16 protein-coding genes are annotated in these 21,393 nt (G+C 46.1%); 10 read left to right on the top strand and 6 right to left on the bottom strand.

Annotation, left to right across the window (positions count from 1 at the left end; genetic code table 11):
- Positions 1-72: 72 nt before the first annotated feature.
- Entirely contained in the window at positions 73-804 is a 732-nt protein-coding gene (locus tag V7R42_RS19045; protein ID WP_334022229.1) for a DUF1456 family protein, read from the bottom strand.
- Positions 805-1,047: 243 nt separating this feature from the next.
- Between V7R42_RS19045 and V7R42_RS19050 the strand changes: the two genes are divergently transcribed.
- The 4 genes from V7R42_RS19050 to V7R42_RS19065 all read left to right on the top strand — a co-directional run bounded on the left by V7R42_RS19050 (position 1,048) and on the right by V7R42_RS19065 (position 5,509).
- Entirely contained in the window at positions 1,048-1,557 is a 510-nt protein-coding gene (locus V7R42_RS19050; protein ID WP_334022230.1) for a (2Fe-2S)-binding protein, read from the top strand.
- Positions 1,557-2,582, top strand: a complete 1,026-nt coding sequence (locus V7R42_RS19055; RefSeq protein WP_334022231.1) for an FAD binding domain-containing protein — start codon at positions 1,557-1,559, stop codon at positions 2,580-2,582. The genes V7R42_RS19050 and V7R42_RS19055 overlap by 1 nt, the downstream gene beginning before the upstream one ends.
- Complete coding sequence (locus tag V7R42_RS19060) at positions 2,569-4,782, top strand: xanthine dehydrogenase family protein molybdopterin-binding subunit (protein WP_334022233.1); 2,214 nt, start codon at positions 2,569-2,571, stop codon at positions 4,780-4,782. The genes V7R42_RS19055 and V7R42_RS19060 overlap by 14 nt, the downstream gene beginning before the upstream one ends.
- 169 nt (positions 4,783-4,951) lie before the next feature.
- Positions 4,952-5,509, top strand: a complete 558-nt coding sequence (locus tag V7R42_RS19065) for a PepSY domain-containing protein (protein ID WP_334022235.1) — start codon at positions 4,952-4,954, stop codon at positions 5,507-5,509.
- On the opposite strand, the gene V7R42_RS19070 is transcribed toward V7R42_RS19065, so the two are convergent.
- A complete protein-coding gene (locus V7R42_RS19070) occupies positions 5,504-7,564 on the bottom strand; it encodes a TonB-dependent receptor (RefSeq protein ID WP_334022236.1) in 2,061 nt (686 codons plus the stop codon). The genes V7R42_RS19065 and V7R42_RS19070 overlap by 6 nt on opposite strands.
- Before the next feature lie 114 nt (positions 7,565-7,678).
- Positions 7,679-10,933 carry a VPS10 domain-containing protein gene (locus V7R42_RS19075; protein ID WP_334022238.1) on the bottom strand — a complete coding sequence of 1,085 codons (3,255 nt, stop codon included), beginning with the start codon at positions 10,931-10,933 and terminating at the stop codon, positions 7,679-7,681.
- 383 nt (positions 10,934-11,316) lie between these two features.
- On the opposite strand from V7R42_RS19075, the gene V7R42_RS19080 reads away from it, so the two are divergent.
- The 4 genes from V7R42_RS19080 to V7R42_RS19095 are packed head-to-tail and all read left to right on the top strand — an operon-like array spanning position 11,317 to position 16,191.
- Entirely contained in the window at positions 11,317-12,927 is a 1,611-nt protein-coding gene (locus V7R42_RS19080; RefSeq protein WP_334022239.1) for an ABC transporter substrate-binding protein, read from the top strand.
- Between the two features lie 2 nt (positions 12,928-12,929).
- The gene (locus tag V7R42_RS19085) at positions 12,930-13,913 is read left to right on the top strand and encodes an ABC transporter permease (protein ID WP_334022240.1); all 984 of its coding nucleotides are present in this window, start codon (positions 12,930-12,932) and stop codon (positions 13,911-13,913) included.
- Positions 13,910-14,779: an ABC transporter permease gene (locus tag V7R42_RS19090; RefSeq protein ID WP_334022241.1), complete on the top strand. Its 870-nt coding sequence runs from the start codon at positions 13,910-13,912 to the stop codon at positions 14,777-14,779. The genes V7R42_RS19085 and V7R42_RS19090 overlap by 4 nt, the downstream gene beginning before the upstream one ends.
- The gene (locus V7R42_RS19095) at positions 14,776-16,191 is read left to right on the top strand and encodes an ABC transporter ATP-binding protein (RefSeq protein WP_334022243.1); all 1,416 of its coding nucleotides are present in this window, start codon (positions 14,776-14,778) and stop codon (positions 16,189-16,191) included. Before V7R42_RS19090 ends, V7R42_RS19095 begins: the two co-directional genes overlap by 4 nt.
- Positions 16,192-16,257: 66 nt before the next feature.
- Here the strand turns inward: V7R42_RS19095 and V7R42_RS19100 are convergent, their stop codons facing one another.
- The 3 genes from V7R42_RS19100 to V7R42_RS19110 form a co-directional block, all read right to left on the bottom strand.
- Positions 16,258-17,145 carry an SDR family NAD(P)-dependent oxidoreductase gene (locus tag V7R42_RS19100; protein WP_334022245.1) on the bottom strand — a complete coding sequence of 296 codons (888 nt, stop codon included), beginning with the start codon at positions 17,143-17,145 and terminating at the stop codon, positions 16,258-16,260.
- Between the two features lie 272 nt (positions 17,146-17,417).
- Positions 17,418-18,110, bottom strand: coding sequence for an SDR family oxidoreductase (locus V7R42_RS19105; RefSeq protein WP_334022246.1), 693 nt, complete (start codon positions 18,108-18,110; stop codon positions 17,418-17,420).
- A gap of 14 nt (positions 18,111-18,124) precedes the next feature.
- On the bottom strand, positions 18,125-18,679 hold the full coding sequence (locus V7R42_RS19110; protein WP_334022248.1) for a type 1 glutamine amidotransferase domain-containing protein: 555 nt from the start codon (positions 18,677-18,679) through the stop codon (positions 18,125-18,127).
- Between the two features lie 390 nt (positions 18,680-19,069).
- Here V7R42_RS19110 and V7R42_RS19115 point away from each other — a divergent pair, with 390 nt between their 5' ends.
- Both V7R42_RS19115 and V7R42_RS19120 read left to right on the top strand, forming a co-directional pair.
- Complete coding sequence (locus V7R42_RS19115; RefSeq protein WP_334022250.1) at positions 19,070-20,023, top strand: YihY/virulence factor BrkB family protein; 954 nt, start codon at positions 19,070-19,072, stop codon at positions 20,021-20,023.
- Between the two features lie 162 nt (positions 20,024-20,185).
- A complete protein-coding gene (locus tag V7R42_RS19120; RefSeq protein ID WP_334022251.1) occupies positions 20,186-21,346 on the top strand; it encodes an MFS transporter in 1,161 nt (386 codons plus the stop codon).
- Positions 21,347-21,393: the final 47 nt, after the last annotated feature.

Below are 21,393 nucleotides of genomic sequence, written 5' to 3' on the forward strand. Positions count from 1 at the left end.
TTAATTTAAGTTAGTAAGCCTAACAAGCTCTCACACACTGGCAAATGGAAATCGTCTAGCGGTAAACTTTATTCACCGCTTTTTAGCAGGTAGCTCGCCCCACACAGATGTATTAGTTTGCTTCTTACCTATTTGCGCTTCATTGTTAGCACTCTGGCTGGCTGCGCGCTCAACTTTGCTAGTCATCGATGACGAAACTCTTGATTTATTAGTATGAGAATTATTCCCGTTCGGTTTACCTTTGTTAAGTTTGCTATCGTTTGGCCGATTTTCGTCTGACATATTCTTGGTTGGTCTTTTAATATCAGTTTGTGCACTTCGGCCGATTCCTGATGAATCAGGTCGATACTTTTTCACCATGCCTTGTAACACGTTACGAACCACTTGATCACCAGCGGGTTTGTAATTGCGGTGGTCTGGCTTTCTAAAGAACGCAGAGAGCTCACCTTTACTTATTCTAAAGTCTGCTAATTTAAGCACCGCAATCATGTCGTCATCTTTATAACTCATTGCAATACGGATTTTGCGCAGCACTTCGTTATTGCTTAGCCGCTCTTTTGGCCCCAGCTCTTGAGGAATTTGTCCTTCTTGTCGCCCCCGATTCTTTATAATCAATCCATCAAGAAAAAGCGCAATAATCTTATCGCGACAAGGCAGGTAGCCCTCTTCGCCCTCCCGCTTCATCACAGCATGTAAATAATCAACGTCCATGTCGTAGTTAACTAATTTAAAAATACTAATGGCGGCGGTGTCGTTTATCGCTAATGCGTAACGAAGGCGACGTAGAACATCGTTGTGGATCATGAAAATGGGCCTGAAAAGTGGAGTAGCAAATAATTGGTATGGATTAAAGTGTAGCGCAAAACGCGCTTCCGTATATTTTACACTACTTGGCCATTCGCATCTATCGCAGGCTGTGAAGCATGCGACTTTTACCAACACGTTGTAAAACCAAATTAAAGTACCTAGCGTAACGACATCATACATCTGGTTACGCTCATTTCATTGGAGTGCCGAAATTGAGCTCATTGGTAGAAGGATACTTCCATGGCAACATTAAATCTTAACGGGAAAGACGTCAGTCTTCCCGATGACCCACGCACTACTTTATTAGATTTTCTTCATCAGCATTTATCACTTTTTGGTACCAAGAAAGGCTGCGACCACGGCCAATGCGGCGCTTGTACCGTTATCGCTGATGGCAAGCGCATAAATGCGTGCTTAGTGTTTGCATTCCAGCTAGAAGGCGCTGAAGTCACAACGATTGAAGGCATAAGTGAGGGCGGAAATCTTCACCCGTTGCAACACGCTTTTATTGAGCGTGACGCGTTTCAATGTGGCTACTGCACATCAGGTCAAATATGTTCAGCCGTATCCTTACTTCGGGAAATAAATAATGAAGATCCCAGCGCCGTTACTTATAGCCAATCTCGTGACGGTGAAGCTGCAATGAAAGAAGATATCAGCGAACGCATGAGCGGCAACCTTTGCCGCTGCGGTGCCTACCCTAATATTGTCGATGCAATCACTGATGTCATTGCTTTGGAGAGACAGTAATGCAGCCATTCACTCTTCATCATTTTAACGGTGAAAAGCCGTTAAGTAGCCTCCCCCTTAACAAAACATCGCGATTTTTGGCCGGCGGTACGAACCTAATTGACTTAATGAAATTGCAGGTAGAAACACCTCAGACACTGGTGAGTCTAGCGAAGTGGGAAAAAGCCAACAGCATTATCGAAGACGACAACTACTATCATATTGGCGCAATGGTGAGTAACTCCGACTTAGCTAAGTTTGCTCACTCACAGCCTCGCTTATCTATACTTGCACAAGCTTTATTAAGCGGTGCAACAGTTCAACTTAGAAACAGAGCGACTACAGCCGGCAATTTACTACAGCGCACCCGCTGTTATTATTTTTACGACACGACAAAAGCCTGTAATAAGAGAGAGCCAGGCACAGGCTGCAGCGCGTTTGGGAGTATGAATAGAATTCATGCCATTTTTGGCACCAGCGAACATTGCATTGCCACCCACCCTTCCGACATGGCCGTGGCCATGATAGCCCTTGATGCACAAGTAAATACTCAACGAGCAAATGGCAACACTCGTCAAATTGCGCTGCGAGATTTGTACCATGAGCCCGGCGACACGCCTCATATAGAAACCCAATTAGATGAGGATGAACTTATAACCCACGTCAGCATAAAGAAAAAACCAAACGGTACTCAGTACTATCATAAAGTACGCGACCGTTCTTCCTATGCGTTTGCCCTTGTTTCCCTTGCCGCTGGTTTCAAAATTGATGACGGACGAGTTAAAGACCTTACGCTCGCTTTTGGTGGTGTAGGCACCAAGCCTTGGCACCCGCATAAAGCAATCGGTGTACTTGAAGGCGCTGAGCCAACGCCTGACGTCATATCGCAAGCCGCGGAAGCTGAATTATCCAGTGCAAAAACATACGGCAGTAACGATTTCAAACCAGAACTATTACGCCGAACATTAACAAAAGTGCTTTTAGAGATAGCAGAGCATCAGGTTAAGTACCCAGGCCATGAAGGAGCTTTATATGACAACGCATAGCGCCAAAACGATAGGAACGCCAGTTAGCCGCGTTGATGGCGTAGCTAAAGTTACCGGACAAGCACGGTACGCAGCCGAGCACATGAGCGATCGCATTCCTTTAGTTGGATGGGTTGTTTCGAGCGATACCGCCGTAGGTGAAATGACATCCCTTGATACAAAGCAAGCCGAACAGGCCGATGGCGTACATGCCGTTATTACCTATAAAAATGCAGGTGCTCTCAAGCCATTTAGCAAACCTGCGGATGAAAGCCGATTCACTCAAAGTCGTGCGGTACTTAACGAACCTTACATCCGTCATTTCGGTGCACCGGTTGCCTTAGTTATAGCTAACACGTTAGAGCAAGCGCGCTATGCTGCAAACCTGGTTAGCTATACTATAGAGGGCAAAACGCCAGATTTGTTAACAGAGTTTGATGATGCAACACAAAAGCCAGCGTCATTAGATGGTGGCTTTGAAGCAGATGCAACTAGCGGTAGTAAACCGTCGCAAAGTGATATTCACGCAAGTATTGAAGCTACCTATACCACGCCAAGTCAGATCTCTGCCGCTATGGAGCCTCATGCCACAGTTGCGGAATTTAAAGATGGAAAGCTTGACGTTTATTGTAGTGTTCAAATTATAGCGTCCGCAGTAGAAGCCCTTGCCATTACCCTTGAAATGGATGCAGAAGACATTGTAGTGCGAAGCCCATTTGTTGGGGGTGGGTTTGGCTCTAAGCTAGGTCTTCACTACGATGCAACGCTTGCTTGTATAGGGGCTAGGTACCTAGAACGGGCGGTAAAAGTAGTGTTGAGCCGACGCCAAGTTTTTTATAACACCCCTCACCGGGGTCACAGTACACAGCAGATAAGCCTTGCCTCGGCAAATGATCATACGTTGTTAAGCGTGCAACACAAAAGCGCTATGCCAAAAGCCAAGGGCTATGAATTTGCAGAAGCAACAGGCGCTGGTGCACGAGTTACCTATAAATCGCAGTTTATAGAGAGTTCGCATAGGGTCAAAGACGTAGACCTGCCGCTTATCGACTCTACTCGCTCCCCGGGTGACGCCATTGGCTCTTTGGCATTCGAATCGGCTATAGATGAGCTTGCTCACAAAGCGGGCGTTGACCCGCTTACGTTTCGTTTAAAAAACCTGCCTGTCGTGCATCCTATGAAAGGTACGCCGTTTACCACACACCACTTAGGTGAATGCCTTCGCCAAGGGGCTCAAAATTTCAAGTGGCAGCATAAAGCACAGCCTACTCCGGGGAAAAAAATCGGTCATGGCGTAGCGAGTGCCATGCGTATGAATGTGCTGGTAGAAAGTTCAGCTGAAGTGGAATTAAGTGCAAACGGTGAAGTTACCGTGCGTACCGATATGACAGATATTGGTACGGGGACTTACACCATTCTTACCCAAATTGCCGCCGATACGTTAAATACGTCGGTGGACAATGTCACAGTAAAACTCGGCGATAGTCGCTACCCTGCTTCATGTGGTTCGGGCGGCTCATTTGGCGCAGCGAGCTCTGGCTCGGCGGTAAAAAAAGCCTGTGAAGCCCTTATCAAAAGTATCAAAGGTTCGCTGCCACCTGCTTTTAGCCACGCTGAAGTTCAAATTTCAAATGGACAAATCACGTTAGTGCCGACTGCACAAAGTGATAACGAAGAAGCAAGTAGTCCAATATTGCTTGCCAACTTTATGTCTGAGCGCGACTTTCCAATATCAGCAACCGGTAAAGTATCTGACGATGACACCAGCGATGATGAGCAGTATTCATGTGGCGCTCATTTTGCAGAAGTTGAAGTAGATGAGTACACAGGTGAAGTTAGGTTAGTTCGTCAGTACGGTATGTTTAGCGCGGGTCAAATTTTAAATATGAAAACGGCAACGTCTCAGATAAAAGGAGGAATGGTTTGGGGGGCGGGCTATGCGCTTACGGAAGGGATCCATCACCATACCGACACGGCAAGCTTCGTAAACCCAGACTTCGGTGAATATCACGTTGCCGTCAATAGAGATATTGCTGAAGTAAGCGTAGATTTACTACAAGAACCCGATTATGCCGCATCCCCCGTAGGCGCAAAAGGTATTGGTGAGCTGGGCATTACCGGCGCGGGCGCCGCCATCGCTAACGCAATTTTTGACGCATGCAAAGTGCGTGTGCGAGACTTTCCCATTACCATGGATAAAATCATCGCCGGTAAAAACTAAACGAAAGAAGCGGCCTAACGCGGCCGCTTCTTTTTAATCACCCTGCAATTGAATGGCACCAGGCATTTCCGTTTAAACGGGTAAACTTCACGTTAGCGTGTTTTTACTGCCTGTCGAGATTATCGTATAGTGGGCAATGTACTCATTGTTTTGTCATTAGTGATTTATCATGTCCGGTTCCTTTCACAAGAACATTCGCAAATACAGTCGCAGCATTCACTTGTGGCTGTCACTGGTTATTTTTATTCCTGTGCTCATTGTTATCGCAAGCGGTTTATTATTGCAGGTTAAAAAAGAATTCGACTGGATCCAGCCTCCCACACAAAACGTGCAAAATACCCAAACCAACGGGCCTACGATTTCCTTCGACAAAGTGCTACACGCTGTAAAACAGGTGTCTGAGGTTAGTTTAAACAGCTGGGACGATATAGACCGTTTAGACGTGCGCCCCGGAAAAGGCATCATTAAAGTGCGTGGAAAGAACCATTGGGAGGTTCAGCTAAACGCAAAAAATGGCGACGTACTTCAGGTTGCCTACCGACGCACAGACACCATTGAAGCTATTCATGACGGTAGCTGGTTCTTTGAGGGGGCCAAACTTTGGCTATTTTTACCCGCAGCCCTGTTACTTTTTGTGCTGTGGGTAACGGGTATTGTCATGCTGTACACCACCATGAAAAGTAAGTATCGAAAGAACAAATTTCGTCAGCCCTTAAACAACTCATAACAGATAAGTTATCGCCACTTGAACACTTTCGCCCTGCGCAAATGCCGCTTTGTCATCAGCACTGGTGTAATACTGTTGATTGGTTAAGTTGCGCCAGCTCGCTTGAATTTGAACCCGCTCGTTTAACTGCCAATTAGCGCCCATGTCCAGCGTAACTACCTCATCAAGTGCTCGCTCTGTGTCAGCAATATCCGTCTTACTTGCACGATAGGCAAATACCGTAAAAAACCGCACAGCTTGCCATTGAACGCCTAAATCAAGCCTCTGACTGTTTGCAGGTATATCTGCGATGCTATTACCCAAACCGTCTTCACCGCTAATCCACATTCCGCTAAGTCGAGCGTCTAATGCGTCATTGTGCGATTGCCAACTAAGTTGATAGCTCATCCCTTCTATGGTTGCACTGTCTAAATTAGAATATTGAAGCACATCTTCAGCAACCATAATGCGTTCAATGTAATTATCTATCTTTTGATTAAACACCTCTATCGAGCCTTGCAGCTGCTCACTGCTGTAAGCAACACTGGCTTGCATATTTAACGCTTGCTCTGTTTCAAGCTTTACACTACCCAACACAGTACCGCGAGGCGTTTCGCCAGCGAAGAAACGTTCAGTTACCGACGGATTTCGAAACGCGCTAGACACATACACGCCGACCGCCCAGTGACGAGATAGCTGATAATTTGCGCCTAAATACCCGCTTAAATTGGTGTTAGACTGAGCAGTGCTAGATTGGAATGTATTGGCATCTGAATCATCAGACTGGCGCTGCCAGTCAACGCGGCCGCCAAGGGCAAGCGACAAGTTTTGCCACTGACGTGAGGCATCAACAACCGCTGCGGTAGTAATCTCGCTTGCATCGAGAGTACGCACTTCAAAGGCAAGCTCTGGTTCGAATGCGTTAGTTATTAAACTCGGCGATGTGGCGTTAGGTGACGCGCTTTCCGCTGGGGTTAATGTGAATTCTCTCTCATCTGCCACTACGCCGTCCCGGCCGGTAACTTGCAGCTGCCAATTCAGATCCCAGCTTTTTAACTGCGTATCTGTGTTTATATTAAACCCATAGTCAAACGCCTTGTTTTCACTGTCGTTGATACGGCTTTCTGGTCGCAACACCGAGGTGTCTAGGCTAGATTTATGCCACCAGACATTTCCAGTAAATAGATGACTTTCAAACGCTATTTTGCCAAGCCAGTGCGTGTTGTCTGGGTAGGTGGTTATTCTACTTTCTGGGAAGTCACTGCTCGACTTACCAATGTCGTTATTATCAGAATAAAGCGTCCACGCCTCTTTTATGACGCTATCTACCGGCCTGTGTCTAACAAATAGCCCTGATTGTTCGAATTGGTCAAACAGCGCTCCTCCGTTTGCATCTTCTCCATTGTCGGCGCTTCTGTATGAAATGTTCCAGTCTGTCTCGCTCTCTTCAGTTAGGCTGTTGCTTTTGTCTGCACGGCGTGTGCTGCCAGTATAGCTCAGCGCCTTCATTTGTTGATTGCTGCTGTAGCCAACGCGTAGGTGAGGCTTTTGAATTTCCCAAAAATGCAAGTTCACCGCGCCACCTATCGCTCCCGAGCCTAGGTAAGTGGAAGCGGCGCCCAGGAATACAGATACTGTTGAAATAAAGTCAGGTGGAATAAAGCCTATGCTAGACCCTGCACGCCTGTCGCTCACAATCGGTACGCCGTCTAGCAAGGTTTGAATTCGCCACCGGGAATACCCTCGGATACTGATGCTTTGTATTTGCCCGCCCTGTCCATTTAACGACACAGAAGGAGATTGAAGTAAGACATCATTGGTATGTAACGACGCTACTAGGCCACTTTTATCAAACTCATATTGCGGAAAAATGCGCGAAAGCGTCTCGTCGTAATAGGGTCGTGCAGCCGTTACCGTGTAACGCTCTACCTCGTTGAGCTGCGCACCTTGGGCACCGCTAAAAGATGGCATAAGCAATAATGGGAGTGCAGCAATAGATACCGATAAACCAGACGAGGGTTTAAAATAACCTGAAAAACTTGAACCTAGCAAAAAAGAAAACAATGATGATCTCACTACGCGATACCTACTTGAGAAAATAAGTGTGCACCGAAAAAGTTGGTAAAAAAATGAAAAACGCGGCAGTAAAACTACTGCCGCGTACTTTAGCAAGATGATGCTTAACGACCGCTATTTAGCGATTACAGGAAGACCCGTGGTCCACGGTCCACCAGCGTCAACTACTGCTTGTTGCAGTGATGGTACAGCACGTTGCTGCAATGTACCGATTCGTTTCACTACATCATCTAGACCATCGTTGGCGTAACCAAGCTGGTCTTTATGCTGCTGCGTTGGTCCGTAAGAAGACCCTAAAGCAGAACGGGCATAGCCCAATCGGCTCAATACATTTGCCGGCTTAATACCCATCTTATCGCGAGATGAAAGACCAAATAGAACTTTGTTTACCCCGTTAATTTCATCTTGAATAGCAGCGTATTGCGCTTCAAGATTTTTTACATCACTTGGCGTGCGATCAATCGCGGTACGCAAAAGGTCCATGGTTTCTTTTAATTGCTTCAGTACAGTCGTCGACGATAATGCGCGTTTTTGCGCATCGTTCACCGCATTACCATATGATTCAATTTCAGCATGCGTAGCACCTTTCAGCGCGCCGTTATAGATAGGCTCCAATACAAATGACGTTGGCTCTGAAAGCGCTGTTACCGTGGCTCCTTCTCGCTTAAATAACGTCGCGGTATAGCTGCCTGGTAGCGCCATGAGTCCATTGTTTTTGCTGTCTTTATCAGTAAGTGGAATAGTGAGTGAATATTTCATATCCCACGTAATACGGTGTAAGCCTTTCTTGGTATTACCTTCTACACGCTTAACCAAATCACCATCACTGTCGCGCACTTCAACGTACACTGCGGGGGCAGCTTCTTGGTTTTCCGCTTCAATCGCTTCCCAACTTGGGTATTTAGGGTACTTCTTGTCTTCTATAAGTTTTTTCTCTGCTTCTTGGCGCTTTTCTTTTGCCGTTAGCAAGCTGTCTTTCAAATAGTAGGTGAAGGTTGCGCCGTGCTCGGGATTCTTAGCAACAAAACGATCGTCACCATCAGAGTCAGTGTGATTATCATCTAACTGGAACCACTTAACCGGTCGACTTGGCGCAAACAAAATAGCGTCTTTTTGCATCGACTTCTCAGTTAACGAACGCAGCGGCGCATAATCATCAAGTATGTAAATACCGCGACCAAACGTACCTGCGACTAAGTCATTCTCACGACGTTGAATTTTCACGTCGCGGGTTGAGATGGTCGGCATACCACCGTCTAACTCAACCCAGTCTTTACCGCCATCTACCGAGAAAAACACACCGAACTCAGTACCGATAAACAAAAGATCTTTATTTACGTGGTCTTGTACAATACGCCACACTAAGTGTTTTTCAGGTAAATCATCGGCTAATGAAGTCCAGCTTTTCCCTAAGTTAGTCGACTTGATTAAATAAGGTTTGTAATCACCATATTTGTGGTTATCAAGTGCAACGTATACCGTATTGGGGTCGAATAAATCTGCGCGAATATCATTCACGTAAGAATTAGCCGGAATGCCCTTAATGTCATCTAGCTCTATCTTTTTCCAAGATTTACCACCATTAGTGGTCACTTGAATAATACCGTCGTCTGTACCTGCCCACAGGATATTTTCATCTACCGGACTTTCAGCAAAGTTAGCAATCGTGTGAAATTCGGTCATGGCGTACAGATCCCAGCCTGCTTCTACCGACCACGTGCGCCCCATCAGTGGCGAATGCATGCGATTGCCGTTTTTAGTGAGGTCGCCCGACACAGCCGTCCAGCTATCACCGCGATCATCACTTCGCCACACGCGTTGTGAGGCGAAGTAAATACGTGCCGGGTCATGCGCCGACACATTAATCGGTGCGTCCCAATTGTATCGCTCCGCTGGGTCGCCTGGCAGTGGTTGAGGCTTAATATATACCCCTTCACGCGTTTTCATATCCACACGTGTCAAGTTACCCTGCTGCCATTGCGAATACATAATATCCGGGTTGCCGGGCTCTGTTGCAGGGCCATGTCCGTCACCGCCTAAAGTCAAAAACCAATCTTTGTTCTTTATCCCTTCTTCGCGCATAGTGCGCGAAGGCCCACCTTGAGTAGAATTATCCTGTGCGCCAGCGTAGATGTTATAAAATGGTTTAGCATCATCTGGGGCTACTTTATAAAACTGCGTTAGTGGTAAGTTCGCCATAAAGCGCCAGTTCGCCATTCTGTCGTGAGACATATAGATACCACCGTCAGACCCCATCAATACAAAATCTGGGTCAGTAGGATGAAACGCCATGGCGTGGTCGTCTACGTGCTTGCGCTCAGTATTGATGGGTGTCCACGTTTTGCCGCCGTCATCCGACACTTTGCTGTAGTTACTCGCAATATAAACACGATCAAATTGATGCTGATCAGCGAAAATTTCCTGATAATAATGAGGGCCTGTTCCACCGCCTACTTCATCTGACATTTTCGTCCAACTGGCGCCCTGGTCGGCGGAACGATAGAAACCGCCACCGCGATTATCAGTTTCAATGGTGGCGTAAATCACATCCGGGTTCATGGGTGATATGGCCATACCAATTTTCCCCATGTTTCCTTGTGGCAAGCCAGTTTTAAGCTCGGTCCAAGTTTCGCCGCCATCGTTCGAGGTATGAATACCAGCGCCTTCGTTGGTCCCCACATAAGCGCCAATCGAACGCTGGCGTGCCCACGTTGCCGCGTAAAGTTTATCTGGGTTGCGCGGGTCAATAAGTAGCGACGTCACCCCAGTCCACTTGTCAGCAGGCTTAAGCACTTGCTTCCATGTTTCTCCCCCGTCCGTGGTTTTGAATAGACCGCGCTCGCCTCCACCATTCCAAAGTGGACCTTGAGCTGACACCCATACAATATCGGGGTTAGTAGGATGAATAATAATGTCCGAAACGTGTTCGGACTTCGACAGCCCCATATTCTTCCACGTTTGGCCGCCATCCAGCGATTTATATACACCGTCTCCAAAACTAATGTGACGGCCACCATTGTTTTCGCCCGTTCCCACCCAAATGATGTTTGAGTTACTTGGCGCAATCGTTACATCACCAATGGAGTAAACTGGCTGGTCGTCGAAGATTGGCGTCCAAGTCGTGCCCGCGTTGGTCGTTTTCCACACGCCACCTGAGCCAACTGCGGTGTACCAGGTTGACGGATTATTCTGATCGATTGCAATATCAGCAATACGCCCAGACATATATGCAGGCCCAATGCTCCTTAGCTCCATGGCTTTGAATGTTGAACTGCTGAAGACTTCATTTGTGTCGTTTTTATCTGCAAAAGCCGAAGTGCACGCAAGTGCAACTGATACAGCAACTGCCGCTTTTAAAAGCTTTTTCATTATTGTTATCCAGTGTGTTGAATGGGGCTAAAAACCCTTTTGATTTGTAGTGCTAAACCCCTATAGCATTACTAATAAATGCTTACAGTTACAATGTAACGTACGACCAACTGCTCATTACAAAAGTTAAATACATTGTGCACCAACTTTACATTGCTTAATATCTGGTAGTTGCAGACTGATACACTTTTTTTGAATTTTAGTCTTGCTTCAGCAACCAAATCTGTTCATTTATTCAACAAAATGTATATTATTTAAACCGAATATTTGATTTAATGTTGATAATGCTTGAACTCATATCATTCAATACCGAGGTTGATTTACAGAGTCCAAATAGGCGCGAAAAAGTTAAAAGGTCTCGCTGGGAATGTATTAAAAATAATATGCGAATTAAATACCTGTCAATTTTACTCGTTGTAGCCAGCATTCTGCTTGGTGCCTGCACGCCTTCACAACCTACAAATCGAATTTTGATTAGCGGTCCTTTTGAACCCGTCAATAACGACCCTGCGAGCACCGGCTACATGTTTACGAGAATGCAGGTTCTGGAGACACTCGTAGACGTAGACAACCAGGGTCAACTTATTCCCGGGCTCGCTACTTCATGGTCAAATAATGAAGACTTTACTGTTTGGACATTTAATTTACGTTCTGGAGTGTATTTCCATGACGGCACATTAATGAACGCCGACACCGTTTACAAAAGCCTTTCGGTCGCGTTTGGAAAACCGACTCCATTTTCTAAAGATATGATCGCCAACATGGAGGTGGTATCAGAATATTCTATCAAGTTCACCTTGAACCAAAGTTACCGTCCTTTCCCTTCTCTTTTAAGTAATTACACAACCGCAATTGTAGCACCTGCTACTTTCGGCAAATTCAATCGAATAAAAACCTTAATCGGAACGGGTCCTTATAAAATTACTGACTTTGAACCACCCCACAATCTTAAAACCACGCGCTTCGACGATTATTGGGGCGAGCCCGCTGTTATTGAAAATGTTGAGTACGTAACGGGTCACCGCTCTGAAACGCGGGCGCTTATGGTACGAACAGGGCAAGCAGACATTGTGTACAACCTCGACCCTGCCGCGGTTAGCATGTTGCGCACTGACGCTAATGTAAACGTGTTTAGCGACAGGATCCCTCGCACCACTTTAATTAAGTTAAATAGTGGCCATCCTATCCTCTCAGATGTAAAAGTAAGGCAAGCACTAAGTTTAGCGATTGACAGGAAAGGCATTGCGTCTGGCGTAATGCGTATATCGAATATCTCTGCTGATCAGCTATTTGGCCCAAATATTCGAGACTGGCATATTCGTTCTACTGCCACAGATAATGCTACCGATACTATTTCAATGACTGACGCTGACAATAACCCAACAATTAATAATAACGTTGAAAATGGCGACTTATTATTAAACAGGAAAAAAGCGGCACAGCTGCTAACCGACGCGGGATGGTTAGTAGGTGAGGATGGAGTGCGCTACAAAGATGGTTCACCTTTAACGCTTGATATGATTACCTATGCCAATCGCCCAGAACTCATTACCATTGCCACGGCAATTCAAGATCAGTGGGCTAGCATTGGCGTGACGCTTTCTGTTCATATAGAAAATGTAAGTGCCATTCCTTCAGGTCATGCTGATGGCACGCTACAAACAGCACTTATGGCGCGTAACTTTGCTAATATCCCTGACCCTCTCGGTATAATGCTGGCTGACTTTTCTTCAAAAGAAGGCGGCGATTGGGGGCCAATGAATTGGCAAAATGAAAAAGTGTTTAGCGATTTAAAAACCTTGAGTCACACCACAGATGAACACGCTTACAAATCGTTGATATCATCAATTATGCAAGAAGTTCAGCAAGACGTCCCTCTCATCCCCGTTATGTACTATGTGCAGCAAACGGCTACATCTAGTCGACTTAGAAACTTCAGTTTCGACCCTTACGAGCGTTCTTTTCGCGTATCTCAAATGAGAATAGCCCCATAATAATGAGAAAAATCCTACTTCAACGGCTGCTTCAAGCAGTACTGATGGCGTGGAGTGTAGGCACACTCACATTTGTTATAACCCGCTCACTACCTGGAGATATGGCTTACAAGATAGCGGCTGGCCGCTACGGTGACGACGCGGTAAGTACAAGTGCCGCTAACGCCGTAGCAGAAGAACTTGGTCTGCACAGAAGCGCTTTCGAACACTACGTAAGCTGGATGACTGATTTAGCCTCTCTAGATTTAGGCACAAGCTTGGTCACGGGAGCCCCAATTGTTGTTGAGCTACAAAATCAGCTTTCTTACACTCTTGTTCTCGCTGGGCTCGCTATTCTGGTATCCGCGTTAATTGCATTTCCTTTGGGCATTTATAGTGGCATTAGAAGCGCTCGAAAAAGTGAAAATTCACCTAAAAGCCGTGCCTCTCTTTTTGATAAGACAGCATTAGCGTTTTCCACGTTCGTGCGCTCTCAACCGGTCTTTTGCTTAGGGCTAATTCTCATCTTTATTTTTGCTCTAGAGCTCAACTGGCTTCCGGTTGCGGGCTCTTCAGGCTTTGTCTATACCATATTGCCTGTAATGACTTTAGGATTAAGCTTGGCGGCTATATCAAACCGCGTAATTCGCAATAGTACAGTTAGTGCGGTTCAATCGGGTTATTTCCATTTCGCCAAGATAAAAGGGTTAAGCGCGTTTGAAGCGTTTAAGTGTCACGCATTCCCCAACATAGTTACACCTGCGCTGGCTTTTATGGGCATTCAGCTTATTGGATTGATCGAAGGCGTTATTATGATTGAAAGTCTTTTTGCTTGGCCTGGCATAGGGCACGGACTTTCCCATGCTGTCTTTGCCCGCGACATCACTATGTTACAAGGCACAGCATTGTTGATGGGCATTTTATTCGTATTGGTCAACACACTAGTCGATTTAAGTCAGTATGCGCTCGACCCAAGGGTGAGGGAAAATCGAGGGTATAGCCAATGAATACATTCGCCATATCTGTTGAGAAAGTGATTGGCATTTCACTTTTGACGCTGCTCTTATTACTTGCGTTGGGCGAGCCTGTTCTATTGGGAACAAACGGTAACCAACAAAACTTAAAACAAGTGCTCGAAGCCCCAAGCGCGCAACATTGGTTAGGTACAGATCAATTCGGACGCGACATGTTGGCCAGAATCTCAGAGGGTCTACGCATATCACTTTCTCTCGCTGCACTGAGTGTACTAAGTTCATCAATCATTGGCATGCTAACGGGCGTAATTGCAGCATGGTGTAGAGGTTGGGTAGATACAACGTTGAATTTTATTGCCAATACAATATTGGCGCTACCCGGACTGGTACTTATTCTTCTTTTCGCGGCGCTAGTACCAGGCTCTTTCATTATGCTGTATTTAGCCATTTCCTTAGTGCTGTCCGTTGAATACTTCAGGCTGGTGCGCGCAATCACGCTACCAGTGGTGACAGGCCCTGCACTAGAAAACTCTGCGCTAATGGGTTTTCCAAAACGCTATCTATTTATCATGCATATATGGCCCCCCATTCGACAAGACGTGTTATCACTTGCTGCTTTTGGTGCCTCATCCTCAATTATCGCCATGGCATCGGTAGGCTTCGTTTATGTTGGTTTAAAACCACCCAGCCCGGAACTCGGACTGATGATAGTTGAACTATTTCCTTACTATCACGAAGCACCGTGGCTGCTCGCACAACCTATTTTCGCCCTATTCGTTCTCGTGCTGGGCTTTCACTTACTCTCTGCGAAGAGTGACAAAACACCTCGTTTAAATAAGTTCATTTTTGAGAGCAGCAGTAGACTATCGAAGAGCAATGTAATGGAGCGCAAACTGTGAGCCAATATATTGCTATCGACCACTTATCAATTTACGCACAAAACACCGTTATTGTAGAGGATCTATCCCTTAACCTTGATCAAGGCGAAACCCTTACTATATTGGGTGAAACCGGAGCAGGTAAAAGTCTGCTAGCGCAAGCAATTATGGGCGACTTACCGCCGACGTTGAGAGCTACGGGGAAAGTAGTGGTAAACGGTATCGATATACTACGTGCGAAGCGACGTGACTACGAGCAATTTTGGGGGCGGGACATTGTTATGCTGCCGCAAGAGCCGTGGCACGCTTTAAGTCCAATGATGAAAATTCGCCAGCAAGTCGCTGAAGTCTTTCAGTTTGCGCTGGGTAAGAGTAAGCGCGCTGCTCGTTTGAGCGCAGATCAACAGCTAAGCAGCCTTGCGCTTGAAAACGACTTTGATAAAGTTCCTTCTCAACTTTCTGGTGGCATGGCACAGCGGGTTGCCTTTGCCTGTGCATCGGCGACTAATGCACCTTTATTTCTCGCCGACGAACCCACAAAAGGGCTAGATGCCGGACGCAAACATCATATTATTGAGCAACTAAAGCAAAAAGCTAACGACGGTACGCTGCTTACCATTACGCACGATGTTTCAGTGGCAGAGGCACTGGGTGGTAAATGTATGGTGCTTAAAAACGGGAAACTGGTTGAAACAGGTGATACCCGCAAGATACTGTCCTCCCCTTCATCAAATTATACCAAAGCCCTTATTGCGTCGGCTCCGCAACATTGGACGGCTACCACAAAAAAAGCGCATAGGTTTGCACCGCTGTTATCGGTGAATGACCTCACAATTTTGAGAGGTAACCATACACTATTTACTGGCCTTAGTTTTTCCTTAGGGGAAGGCGAAATTGTCGGGCTTTGTGGTGATAGCGGCAGCGGAAAAACGTCTCTAGGTGATGCTCTACTTGGGCTTCTACCTTATCAAGGTAATATTGCGTTTCATACGCTTTTACACCGTTATCAAACCCTAAAGTTATATCAAGATCCCCCCAGTTCATTTGCCGATCACACTACGCTTAAATCATTGATTGATGACGTAATAAAGCTTCACAAGGTGTCTAAAAAGCGTGCCGATTTACTTTCATCTCAACTAGGCCTTAACCAGCAATTGTTTGAGCGCAGCGCCTCTGAAGTAAGTGGAGGTGAGCTTCAACGCATTGCATTGCTGCGCGCGCTGCTACTAAAGCCCAAGCTACTTATAGCTGACGAGCCAACATCTAGACTTGACCCCATTACAAGTAAGGCAATTACTCACTTACTTGTTGATCAATGCAGAGAAGAAAATTGCACGGTGCTCTTTATCAGCCACGATAGAACACAGCTAGAAAAAGTCTGTGACCGCGTCATTGACCTTCAGACTCTCACAACATCCAAAGCCGTTATATAACGGCTTTGGAAGACAAGATTCAGGGCAATTTCGTGTGTTTATACGAAAACCGTAGCCACGAGTGAACTAAAAAGTCACGATGTCATCATTAATAAGATAACCAACAGCCTGACTCTGCTCAGCATCAACAAAGGCGCTATCAATAGCGCTAAAGCGCGCCGTAGTAACCTTTCGATAATTCGGGTGTGTATAAATATAAGTTTGCTCTGACTGAAGCGCCTCTATCACGCGTTCAGCTAGCACAGAGGCATCTATTCCCGACTCTACTGCTTTAGTGGCTGCTTGAGCTCCGGCTTTAAGCTTTTCTTTATCAATGCGTTTTTCAGCTGCTACTGCGTATTTTTGCTGCCTATTTCTATACGACTCGTGAATGCGGGTTTTCACGAATGCTGGACACAACACCGAAGTATGGATACCAAAAGGTTTCAGTTCTGGTACCCAGCTTTCTGTCATGGAAACGACCGCTGCTTTTGATGCACAGTAAGCTCCCGCATACGGCATGCCCATCATTCCGGCCATCGACGCCACGTTTAGTACCCAACCACCTTCGCCATGCTCTTTAATAGCTGGTACGCAAGCTTGCGCGCCATAAAGTACGCCCATAACGTTAACATCCATAACCCAACGCCAGGTCTCAGGCTCCGAATCTTCGACTTTCCCTGGCGTACCGCCAACACCAGCATTATTGATAACCATATGTACCTTGCCAAACTTCTCTTTGGCGTTAGCGACAATATCTTCCCACTGAGCGTAATCCGTAACATCAAGGGCACAGGTCAGTACATCGAAACCTTTTTCACGTAAGCCATTACCCGACTCAGCTAATGCAGCATTATCAATATCGCCCATGACGATATTCATACCCTGCCTTGCCAATGCCTCAGCCAGCGCTAACCCTATGCCGCCAGCGGCGCCAGAAATAATAGCGGTCTTACCCGTAAATTCGTTAGACATCTTACTCTCCTGTTATTGTTATTGCGCAGCGGGCCCTTTGGAAAAGCCATTTCAATGAGGAATTAGAAATCGCCTATCTCACTCAATTAGCGCTTATCTACACACCTAGATTAGGGGTAACAGGATGGGGAAAATACTTTATTTGGCTAATTTGGATAGCTTCATGAAATTAATAAGGCAGGTTAAAAGTAAGGGCGGGGCAAACAAAAAAGGGCAGTGACTAACCCTGCCCTTTACTTGAATAGACTATCTCTTGCCCGTGTTTAGTTCGTTTACTTCGCCGGCATAACATAAACCTCGCGAACGCAGGCTGACTCTTCTGCGCTTAGGGCAAACAATACCGATTTTGCAATATCCTCTGGCTGAAGCTTATCTTCCTTAGGCTCATCGAAAAATGGCGTATTCACCATACCAGGGCAGATAGTTGTGCAGCGGCCACCCCACTCACGCATTTCTTCGGCAAGGTTCTGACCGAAACCGTAAGCAAACCATTTACTTGCCCCATACACAGAGCCTTTCAGGGCTATTCGACCGGCGACAGAAGACGTAATAATGAAGTGGCCTTGCGTGTCGCGCAGGTAGGGTAAGCCCGCTTTGGCTGTATAAAGCAGTCCGTTTACGTTTGCGCCCAGCATGCCATCCCAGTCATCTACGTCCCCCTTTTCAATGCCGGCGGCTTTCGCGCCACGCCCGGCATTGGCGAAAATGCCGTCAATGCGACCGAAATGTTTGCTCACCTTTTTAAACGCCGTATCGACATCTTTAAAGTCACTAACGTCAGCTTTTACAGCGAACGCAACATCATTGCCAAGCTCTTCGACTAAGGCACGTAGTTTGTCCTCACTTCTTGCTAAAAGGGCAACGTTAAAACCATTATTTACCAGTTGCTTTGCCGTTTCTTTGCCAATGCCGCTGGAAGCCCCCGTTATCGCGATAACCTTTTTATCTGTAGCTGCGGTGGACATACACTTCCTCCTTTTTACTGGGCAACCATTTCACTAATTTTGTTTACGAAAGCTGGAATATCATCTGGGTTTCTACTGGTCACCAGTTTTGAATGGGTCACCACTTCCTCATCAACCCAGGTTGCCCCAGCATTTTTCAAGTCTGTTTGAATACTAGGAAACGAAGTGAGTGTTGCACCTTTCGCTAACCCTGACTCCACCAGCAACCATGGGCCATGGCAAATAGCACCTATTGCTTTGATACTTGCCGCGCTGTTTGCATTTTTGATGAAGGCAACAGCATCTTCATTAGTACGCAGCACATCAGGATTGATTTGACCGCCAGGTAGCACAAGGGCATCGTAATCTTCAGGGCTTACAGACGTAACTTGTTTATCAACATTGACATCTTTCCCCCAATTGTTTTCGTCCCACGCTTTAATTGTCGTCTGGTCATCAATAGATAGCACATCAACGTCAGCACCTTGCTCAATAAACATGTCTCTTGGTTGAATCAACTCGCTTTGCTCAAAACCATTGGTTGCCAACATAGCGATTTTTTTGCCCTTAAGGTTTTGGGTATTGCTCATAATGTTCACTCCTTTTGAAAGACGAAATGTAAAGCTAGAAAAAACGACATGCACCACGATAGAAAATAATGGTCTGCATACCACCTCCAGCTAGTTGCATTCGGTGAATGCGTTAGTATGTAAGCGGCATGAATTCGCTTCTAGCTACGATGCTTTTGAAGGTGCAATTTATAAACCACCCAAAAAAGAAAAAACAACCTATTGATTTTATGAGAATAAATTCAAAAACAGAAATCTCACCAACGCAAATGGTCACACACATATTCAGATGCTGTGAACGATTTACAGAACGTCTTTCTCGCTCCTTTTTTAAGTTGATGTAAGCCGACTGCGAAGTTTTCATGTATCAAGCTTTAAGAGTTTTATCGTTTAGGCAAGGCATGAGGACACATGAGCAAGGAACGTTTCAACCACGCTAAATCTGCATTCGAGCTTTCTGTGAAAAGTTGGTGGAGTATAGCAAAGCGTATTTTCACTAGCCTGCAAAAAGACAACATTCCCCTTATCTCTGCCGGCGTTGCCTTTTACTGCTTGTTGGCCATCTTCCCTTTGCTAGGGGCAACTATTGCGCTTTATGGGCTCGTTGTGTCTCCCGACGAGCTACAAAGCCATATGGCTTTGCTGGTAAACGTGGTGCCAAATGACAGTCGCTACATCATTGAAGAACAGCTTAAAAATTTAACCGAGAAGTCGAATACTGCATTAGGCTGGAGTTTTTTATTTACTCTGCTCTTATCACTGTGGAGCAGCAGCAAAGGCGCTAACGCTCTGATAAAGGCATGCAACATTACCTATAGCGAGGCGGAAGGAAGAGGCTTTTTCAAAGGTATTCTAGCGCGCATTACGTGCACCATATTTATGATCCTTACCGTAATTGTGTCCCTCGCCTGCATCACCATTTTACCCGAAGCAATAAACTGGATGACGTCAAATGCCCTTAGTACCGAGCAAGCCATGTGGGTGACTTGGCCCGTTATGCTGGCGCTGTTTAATATTGCATTGTCAGCGCTCTATCGATACGCCCCTCACCGAAGAGAAGCCCAGTGGCGCTGGGTGACGCCGGGGTCAGTTTTTGCCACTTTATTGTGGGTGGTAGCCTCGTATGGCTTTTCGATATACCTCAGTGAATTTGGAAGCTACAACAAAACCTACGGATCCGTTGGGGGCATTATTATTTTGCTTATGTGGCTGTACTTAACCGCGTATATCATTCTAATTGGTGCAGAAGTGAACTCGTCGATAGAGCTACAAACTTCCGCAGACAGTACGGTAGGAGAAGATAAACCTATGGGCGAAAGAAACGCATTTGTGGCAGATCACACACCGGATGATTTAAGGCGCTAATGCTTAAACTATATGAGGCGCATGTACTATCTAGCAGCGCCTACCTCACAATCAATTTTTAGCATCTTTACGAGCATTTCTTTTCATTTTACCTATATCAGAATTTGCCTCATATTCGCGCCGCGAAATTATCTTCTCTTTCCTTTGATGTAAGGCATTACTTTGGACAACACCCTTATCCCGCAAGCCAGAGCGCGGGTTTCTGTTCCCGTTATTGCGCTGGGCTTGTACGCAGTTGCGTCCGGCTATTTGATGAGTCTGATCCCACAAATGCTCAGCCATTACAACCTAGACACGGCTATCGCCAGTTGGCTGGCTAGCGGCTTTTACGCAGGACTTCTAGTGGGCGCTCTTAGTATTGAACCGTTGGTAACCCGCGTTGGGTACAAGCACGGTTTTGCGCTGTGTTTAGGTGTACTATTACTTACTATCGTAGTAATGCCTTTGTTTGCCCGAACCGCAGTTTGGCTTGCGGCTCGGTTAGTGGCTGGCGTTGCTGTAGCGGGTGTATTTGTTATCGTAGAGTCGTGGCTTTTACACGGAGACGAAGCCAATAGAGCCAAACGTTTAGGCTTATACATGGGCGCACTTTACGGGGGAAGCTCTTTAGGTCAGTTAGGTATCGCCGCTATTGGCGTAGGCGGCATGCTTCCTTTTGCTGCTATTTTCACTGTGTTGATTTTAGCCATTGGCGTACTTTTGTTCGCAAAGAGCGAACAGCCTGAAGCTTCACACAGTACGCCACTGTCACTAAAACAAATATTGAAACTAAATCATGCCGCAATTATTGGTTGTATTGTGTCAGGCTTAACCTTAGGTGCCATTTACGGCTTAATGCCCCTTGAGCTATTAAACCGCGGCATTGCTCATGACGATTTGGGTAGCTTAATGGCCTTAATTATCTTAGGCGCTATGGCAGTTCAACCTTTAATTCCTGCGCTATCCAAGTACTTAGGCTGCACGTTACTCATGGCACTATTTTGTTTACTGGGTGTCGCCGCAACAACATTAGCCGCAGCGGTTAGTGGTATATACGCTTTGGGAGCCGGTCTGTTTCTATTAGGTATGGCAATATTTGCCCTATACCCAGTGGCAATAAATCTGGCCTGCGACAAACTCGATGCTAGCTTCATTGTATGCGCCACACAGGTCATGCTTTTCAGCTACAGCGTAGGTTCAGTAGTAGGCCCACTCATTGCCGATAACTTTTTAGTAGGCCCTCAAGGGTTGATGGGTTACTTATTTGCGTGCTTACTTGCTACCAGTATTTATATGCTGATGGCCAGTGTTAAAACGAAAGGTCGCGCCATGGCAGGCGAGTAACACACTCGCCACCATTGCCCATTAGTTTGCCATAATCTCTGTACACA

Source organism: Alteromonas sp. S015 (genome assembly GCF_036864485.1).
Classification (GTDB): Bacteria; Pseudomonadota; Gammaproteobacteria; order Enterobacterales; family Alteromonadaceae; genus Alteromonas.

Bases quoted from the DNA above. Each gene is read 5' to 3' on its own strand.
- V7R42_RS19045 (WP_334022229.1), bottom strand. From the start codon at position 804: ATGATCCACAACGATGTTCTACGTCGCCTTCGTTACGCATTAGCGATA.
- V7R42_RS19050 (WP_334022230.1), top strand. From the start codon at position 1,048: ATGGCAACATTAAATCTTAACGGGAAAGACGTCAGTCTTCCCGATGAC.
- V7R42_RS19055 (WP_334022231.1), top strand. From the start codon at position 1,557: ATGCAGCCATTCACTCTTCATCATTTTAACGGTGAAAAGCCGTTAAGT.
- V7R42_RS19060 (WP_334022233.1), top strand. From the start codon at position 2,569: ATGACAACGCATAGCGCCAAAACGATAGGAACGCCAGTTAGCCGCGTT.
- V7R42_RS19065 (WP_334022235.1), top strand. From the start codon at position 4,952: ATGTCCGGTTCCTTTCACAAGAACATTCGCAAATACAGTCGCAGCATT.
- V7R42_RS19075 (WP_334022238.1), bottom strand. From the start codon at position 10,933: ATGAAAAAGCTTTTAAAAGCGGCAGTTGCTGTATCAGTTGCACTTGCG.
- V7R42_RS19080 (WP_334022239.1), top strand. From the start codon at position 11,317: ATGCGAATTAAATACCTGTCAATTTTACTCGTTGTAGCCAGCATTCTG.
- V7R42_RS19085 (WP_334022240.1), top strand. From the start codon at position 12,930: ATGAGAAAAATCCTACTTCAACGGCTGCTTCAAGCAGTACTGATGGCG.
- V7R42_RS19090 (WP_334022241.1), top strand. From the start codon at position 13,910: ATGAATACATTCGCCATATCTGTTGAGAAAGTGATTGGCATTTCACTT.
- V7R42_RS19100 (WP_334022245.1), bottom strand. From the start codon at position 17,145: ATGTCTAACGAATTTACGGGTAAGACCGCTATTATTTCTGGCGCCGCT.
- V7R42_RS19105 (WP_334022246.1), bottom strand. From the start codon at position 18,110: ATGTCCACCGCAGCTACAGATAAAAAGGTTATCGCGATAACGGGGGCT.
- V7R42_RS19110 (WP_334022248.1), bottom strand. From the start codon at position 18,679: ATGAGCAATACCCAAAACCTTAAGGGCAAAAAAATCGCTATGTTGGCA.
- V7R42_RS19115 (WP_334022250.1), top strand. From the start codon at position 19,070: ATGAGCAAGGAACGTTTCAACCACGCTAAATCTGCATTCGAGCTTTCT.